The 6,000-nt window shown below is 73.4% G+C and carries 3 protein-coding genes; 2 read left to right on the top strand and 1 reads right to left on the bottom strand.

Features of this window, described 5'->3' with window-relative positions:
* On the top strand, positions 1–4,807 hold a 4,807-nt coding region (locus tag ACFFR3_RS50150), incomplete at its 5' end, for an NUDIX domain-containing protein (RefSeq protein WP_379485513.1).
* The gene (locus ACFFR3_RS50145; protein WP_379485512.1) at positions 4,804–5,316 is read left to right on the top strand and encodes a hypothetical protein; all 513 of its coding nucleotides are present in this window, start codon (positions 4,804–4,806) and stop codon (positions 5,314–5,316) included. The genes ACFFR3_RS50150 and ACFFR3_RS50145, both read left to right, overlap by 4 nt.
* Before the next feature lie 65 nt (positions 5,317–5,381).
* Here ACFFR3_RS50145 and ACFFR3_RS50140 read toward each other — a convergent pair whose 3' ends face one another.
* A complete protein-coding gene (locus ACFFR3_RS50140) occupies positions 5,382–5,726 on the bottom strand; it encodes an STAS domain-containing protein (RefSeq protein ID WP_345385240.1) in 345 nt (114 codons plus the stop codon).
* Between the last annotated feature and the right edge of the window lie 274 nt (positions 5,727–6,000).

The following is a 6,000-nucleotide window of genomic DNA, read 5'->3' as shown; positions in this document are numbered from 1 at the left end:
GCTGCCCGCCACCGTCCCGGCCGTCGCCGCGGCCGCCCACCCCGTGGAACCGGCCGAACAGGTCACCGCCGAGCAGCGCACGGCCGAGGCCCGCACCGACCAGGCCGACGCGACCCCTGCCCAGCGCCCCACCGGACGCGACATCACGCCGGACGGCATCGTCCGCGAGACCACAGCCGACACCACAGCTGACACCACAGCCGACACCACAGCCGACTCCGCGCCGAACCCCCAGCGGAACACCGCCCCCGACACCCCGCACCCGGCGCCGAAGATCCAGCAGGACCCGAACGCCCCCACGACCACCGAGCAGACGGTCGCCGCCCCGCCCCGTACGGACACGACCGCGCCACCCCCGCCACCCGCCCGCCAGGCCAACGGCGACCGCCCGGCCGACGTGGTCGTCCCGCCTGCCCGGCCGCACGACCTGCCGGGCCTCCCCGCTCAGGACCACGCGCCCGCGCCGAGGACCGAGAGCCCCCGCACGCAGACTCCGGACGCCCACCCGCCCGCGCAACCCGAGCGCGTCCCCGCCCAGAACGGGCACGCACCCCGGCAGGACACGGCCGCGCGGGTGCGGCCGGTGCCGGCCGGGCCTGAGCTGGGTGTGGCGGGGCCGGCCGAGCGGGTGACGAACCTGCTCAGCCAGGACGGCGCGTACGAGCCGATCAGCGTCCATGCCTGGTCGAGCGCCGATCAGGCGGTCGTGCGCCGGCTGGCGGACACGATGACCACGCCGACGAAGGACCTGCTGGCCGCGGCCCGCAAGCAGCATCTGGCGGAGGGGCTCGGCGACCCCCAGATGGTCCTGGTGCACTACGAGTTCCACATTCCAGGCAGGAAGGGACGGAGCTGGGACGTCCTCCCCGGCGACGACCTGCCGGCGTTCACGCGGGGCTCGGGCGAGGTGACCGGGCGCCGGATCCTGCGCGAGGTGCCGGCCGCGTCGCCTGAGGCGGTCGCCATCGTACGCGGGCTGAGCGTCGAGGAGCTGATGAGGTCCTGGGGCCGCGGCGGGGGCCAGCTGCTCCCGGCGCGGCTGGCGATGAACCTGGCCGCGGTGGACGCGTTCGGCCTGCAAGGGGTCCTCGACCTCGAGGCGTACGGCGGGGCCTCCAGGAGCCAGACGGGCGCCAGGGACTACGCCCGCCACGGCGAGGCGCTGCGCGACTTCCTGCGCACCCAGTACGAGCAGACCCAGGCCGAGCTGAGCCGGCACGGCATCGAGGAACTCGTGCTCTATCGTGGCGTGGCCTTCGACGAGGTGCACCGCATGCCGACCTTGGCGGCGGCCTCGACCGGGGACGTGGTGCCGGTTCCGCCCGGCCTGCCGCTGCAGTCGTGGTCGGCGCTGCCGGGCGTGGCCAAGCGGTACACGGGCTTGGGCGACGGCGCCGTCATGGCGGCCGTGGTCCCGGCGTCCCGGGTGCTGGCGACCCCGTGGACGGGGCTGGGCCAGCTGCCGCTGCACGAGTTCGTGGTGATGGCGGGGCCGGGCGACGTCACGGTGCTGCGGCCGACGCACGTCGTCCCGCCCGACCCGGCGCTCGCCGGCCTGCCGCGCGGCCTGGGTACGAGGCGGGCGGGCGACGCGTACACGGAGTGCGCCCAGGGGCACCGGCACTGGAGCACCGAGCGAGAGGCCGGGCTGCTGCCGTACCACCGCGGGCCAGGCGGCGAGGTGCACGTGCTCGTGCAGCTGCGCTCGCTGGATACGCACCACGGCGGGCTGTGGGGGCCGGTCGGCGGGGCGCGCGACAGCGGTGAGGCGCCCGTCGCCGCGGCGTTGCGCGAGGCGGGCGGGGAGGTGCGGCTGAACCTGGACGACGTCCGGGTGCGCTCGGTCCACCACGACGACCACGGCGGTTGGGCGTACGACACGGTGATCGCCGAGCTGCCTCACAGAGCCGAGGCGTGGCCGGCCTCCCCCGAGTCCATCGACGTACGGTGGGTGCCGTTGCGCGAGGTGGCGCAGCTGAACCTGCACCCGGACTTCGCCGCGTCCTGGCCGGAGGTCCGTACGGCGCTGGAACGCGTCGCCGCCGAGGACGCCCCGGCCTCCACGGCCACCGCACCGGCGGCGAGCAGGCCGCAGCCGGGGCCCGTGCCCGCGCCGCCGCACGGCGCCTGGGCACCGGAGCTCAGCGACGGGTTCTCACCGATCGCCGACCCGCGCCCGCGCAACTTCGCCGAGGCGGCGGCCATCGTCCACCGCTGGAACCCGGACGGCACGCGCGGCGTCCCCGACGACCCGCGCGGCACCGACAGGACCGGCTCCGACCCCACCCCCGGCGACCCGCTCGACGCCCCTTCGCGCGTCGAGCGGCTGCTCAACGGCCAGGCCGATGACGTCCCCGCCCCGCTGGATCCCGCCCTGGTCGCAAGCGGCCGAGAGCTCATGCGGCGCATGTACGTGGAGAACCAGGACGACGCGACGGCGGCGGCCGTAGGGGCGATGGGGAGGATTCTCAGAACGGACGAGCCCAACCGGGCCATCCAGGGCCTGGCTGAACAGTTCTTCGACAGTATCCTGGCCGTCGATCCGCTGGTCGCGCTCTACCGGGACGCCCAGCGGCAGGGCATGGCGCCCGAGACGGCCCGCGACGAGACCGAGCTGGCCGACGTGCTCGAGCGCGCCTACCCCGCCGACCGTCACCGCTGGCTCGGGCACGAGTACGACTACCTGATGCCGTCCGCGACGCCGGAGCAGGCACGCGCGGCCGGGCTCCTGGCCGACATGATGGGAACGCCCGAGAACGCAGCCGTCAACGGGGCGTTCATCGACCCCGTGCGCCAGAGATACAGCATGAGCAGTCTCGAGGAGCTGTATCCGATCGTGCGGGCCGCACAGGCCGAGGGCCTCCTGCCGCCGGCGACGCCCGGGCCCGGGGGCTTCCACGAAGCTCTCAGCCGGTTCCACCAGGACGACCCTGCGCGGTGGTATGGCCTGCAGGGCCAGGTGAGGTATGACCTGCCGCACTTGGACGGCCCGGCGAGCCGCATGCTCGGCACCCTGATCGGTCTCGTCCCGCACGCGCCCCATGGATCGCGAGCCGAAACGATGCCGCTGCGGGAGCTGGCCCGCCAGACCGACCAGGCGGGCTCGGTCGAGCATCTGCTCCGCCTGGCTCTGGACGCGCAGGAGCACGGCGCTGACGTGGCCGGTATGTCGGACGTCACCGGCCTGACCGAGATGCTGACAACGCATCGGCAGCGCGACCCCTACCTTTGGGACGGCCTGCGGCTCGTTACCGAACTCGGCCTGCCGCTCACGCGGGACGGCGAGGTACGCGCCGCGGCCAGGCTCGCGGAACTCGCGGGCCCGCACCCGACGACGCCGATCTGGCGCTTCGACCCGCTGCGCCGGCTGGCCGACGAGACCGGTTCCGGATACGACGTGGCGGACCTGGCGGCACGCGCGGTTGAGGCCGCGCGAAACGGGTTCGACCTGTTCGGACCGGTCGACCGCCATGATGTGGTCGACACGCTGAGCCGGCCGGAGCCGCTCGCGCCGCCCGACCCCCGTGCGGACGCGCCCGGCCTGCACGGCATGTCACCCGCGGACGTACGGGAGGCCAGGAACGCCGCGGCCGCCCAGCACGCTCGGGCCTATGAGGATTACCTCGGCGATCACGGGATGCGCGGCTACGTCGAGCCGGGCTCCGACCTGGATCGGGCGCTCACTCCGACGGTCCGGGAATACGTCGACTCGTTGCAGGCCCGGGTCGAGGCGTGGCGGCGCTGGCCGGATGCGCCGGAGGTGTCGTTCACCCAGGATTTTCCCGCTTACGTGCGGGCGTACGAGGCGGCGGTGCGGCGCGCGGGCAGCGACGAAGCTGCGATCCCCTTCATGTACGACGACGCCACCGCAGGGCTGGGTGCCCGCGGCGGCGGGCGCGGGTTCGGCTTGGAGATCGAGTTCGAGCTGCCCGGCTTCAGCAGCCGGGCCGTTCTGAAGAACATCGCCCGGGATCTGCACGCCGCCGGCCTGACCGTTGACGGCGATGTGCACCCATATCACGCGTCCTCCCGGGCCGGATACCACTCGGGTGAGAAGGGCGGGCGCGGTCTGTGGCGGCTGGAGCTGGACAGGTCGGTATCCGGCGAGTTGGTCTCACCGATCCTGTACGACGAGCCCGCGACGTGGATGAACATCCTCCTGGCCTGCGAGATCATCCGCGGCTGGGGCGGCAGCGCCACGGTCAACACCGGCGGGCACGTGCACGTGAGCACCCGTGATTACGATCACCACCTGGCGAACTACGTCAGCGTGGCCGAATACATCAAGCACCACGGCGACACGCTCTACCGGCTCGGGCACAACCCGGCGATGGAGAGCCACCGGGGACAGGCGTTCTGCCAGTTCGAGTCACTGCCTGCCCGCGGCTACACCTCGATCGGCGCGGTGCGCCAGAATCACCTCCACCGCTCGGCCGTGAACATGGGCGGGATGACCGAGGACACGAAGGGCCATATCGAGTTCCGCATGTGGGACGGCTCGCTCGACCCGGCCGTCATCCAGGCGCAGGTGAAGGTGTCGCTGGCCGTGGTGGAGGCCGCGTTCCGCACGGCGGCGCTGGACCTGCCGCCGAACGCGGGCGTGCGCGAAGAGCCCGGAACCCACGCCGGGCTGCGCTCCTTGGGCTCCGCACCCGACCTCACCGAGGCGGGCAGCCTGTCCTTCCGCATGCTGATGGACGAGATCTTCTGGCGGGCCGCCGACAAGGAGCAGCTCGCCGCCCTGTTCGCGGCGACGCGCTGGCCCGAGCGCTGGGAGCCGCCACCGCCCCCGGAGGTCCGGGTATGAACGTGATCGTCCGCAACGTCCCCGCCGCGCGGCAGCCGCCGGCCGCGCCGCGCCACGCCGACGGCAGGCCGTACCTCTACGAGATGATCCACGCCGCCGGTGCCCTGCGCGGTTACGCCGACGAGCCGGCCGAGCTGGTCGCGATGCTCATCCCCGGCTACGGCGAGCTGGGCGATGACAGCGGGCGGGCGGTGGCGCGGATCCGTCTCGCGCTGGACGTGCAGGTGCGGTTGCAGGCGGAGCTGGCGGCAGGACGGCTGGGCGAGTGCGGGCCGGAGGAACGCGCGGTGCTGCTGGGCGGCCGGCACGAGCCGCCGGCGCTCGCGGAGTGGACGGCGCCGGTGCCGCTGGTGCTTGTGACGTCCTTCTACTTGCCGGAGGGGACGTTGCCGCGGCCGTCGGGGCCTGAGGAACTGCAGATCTGGCTCGACCCGGCCGACGACTGGACGCTGCTCACCAGCCTGCACGCGGCGGGCGTCATCACGGTGGGGGCGCGCTCGGCGGCCTGACCAAGGGCGGGGTCAGCGCTGAGCGTCGGCGATCAAGGCGGAACAGGCGCGGCCGGCCCGAGAGGTCAGGCGGTGTTCGGCGGGGTGCCGCCCACCATGGGCAGGGCCCGGTCGAGGCCGGTGATGCGCAGCAGCCGCGACATGAACGGCCGGGGCGACGCCAGGGCCAGGGTGATGCCCATCGGGCGGGCGCGCTGCTGCACGTCGACTAGGACGGCCAGCCCGGCGGCGTCGCAGAACGACACCTCGGACAGGTCGAGCACGAGCAGGCTGGTGCTGTAGTGCAGCGCGCTCAGCAGTTGCTCGCGCAGGTCCGCACTGGTGAACAGGTCGATCTCGCCGTAGAGGCGCAGGACGGTCGGCTGCCCGGGGCCCGCCACTCCGAGCGGGGCGGTGTCGATGACCTTCATGAGAACTCCCCCCTCGGCCGGCCGGGACGTGGGCGTCGCCCCTGGTCAGCGCCACCGTTGAGTCGGACTGGGGCGACGCCGGCGGGAGGCGCCGGCGCCCGAAAGTCCTCGGTCATCCCAATGTATCCCGCTGCTTTCCCGATGCCGTTCCAGCCAAGGAATCGAGGCGGATGGCATGCAGGAAATTGAACGAAAGGGCTGGCCGGAACGGGTGTGACGCCGCTCGTACCGGCTGGATGAAAGTTTCACGGCGCATTGACACGGGGAAAGCGCT

The sequence above is a fragment of the Nonomuraea salmonea genome, assembly GCF_042428605.1.
In the GTDB taxonomy this organism is placed as follows: domain Bacteria; phylum Actinomycetota; class Actinomycetes; order Streptosporangiales; family Streptosporangiaceae; genus Nonomuraea; species Nonomuraea salmonea.
This window is presented reverse-complemented; position numbering and strand designations above follow the sequence as displayed.